This is a genomic window from Stenotrophomonas pictorum JCM 9942 (assembly GCF_001310775.1).
In the GTDB taxonomy this organism is placed as follows: Bacteria; Pseudomonadota; Gammaproteobacteria; order Xanthomonadales; family Xanthomonadaceae; genus Stenotrophomonas; species Stenotrophomonas pictorum.
The window spans coordinates 1-560 of record NZ_BAZI01000808.1 but is presented as its reverse complement, the minus strand read 5'-3'; the positions used below and the strand labels follow the sequence as shown (position 1 = coordinate 560).

The 560-nt window shown below is 70.2% G+C and carries 1 pseudogene; it reads left to right on the top strand.

Annotated elements, in window-relative coordinates:
• Positions 1-271 (top strand): annotated as a pseudogene (locus tag JCM9942_RS17800) (hypothetical protein); the annotation flags it as partial.
• Between the last annotated feature and the right edge of the window lie 289 nt (positions 272-560).

Sequence of the window (560 nt, the reverse complement as noted above, 5' to 3'; positions counted from 1 at the left end):
CCGCTCGCGCGATTGCATGCAGATCGCCGGCACCAGCACCGAGCAGGACCTGACCCGGGCCTGCGAAGGGCTGGCCGATGGCCTGAAGCAGGCCGGCAGCGCACCGGCCGAGGTGACCTATATGGAGGCCTGCCCGTCGCCCTCGCAGGGCGTGTGCCGGAACATCTTCGGTGGCAGGTTCGACGGCCACTACTACGAGCGCACCGCCGACAGTCTGGAAGGTCTGCCGCAGAGCTGCAGCATGGGCGGCGGCACCTGGGTGGCCGGATGAATATGGCCGTTTGAACCGGGCCGGTTGATTCTGGCGGAACCAGCAGGGCCGGCCGCGGGTTTGCGCGCCGGCCTTTTTCTTTCGGTGGCATGTTCGCCGGGCAGCGGCTGGAGGCGGCATGCGGCGGCATGTCAGCCTGGCCGACTGCGCGGTCGCGCCGCTGCTGCTCTCCGCCGCCTGGGCCGATCCGATCAGCAACCGTTATCCGTTGTTGCGCGGTCGCTGGCACGCCCGTCCTTCGCCCGCGCGATGGAGGAGGCACGACTGCCGGCACCTGTTCCCGCCGGGC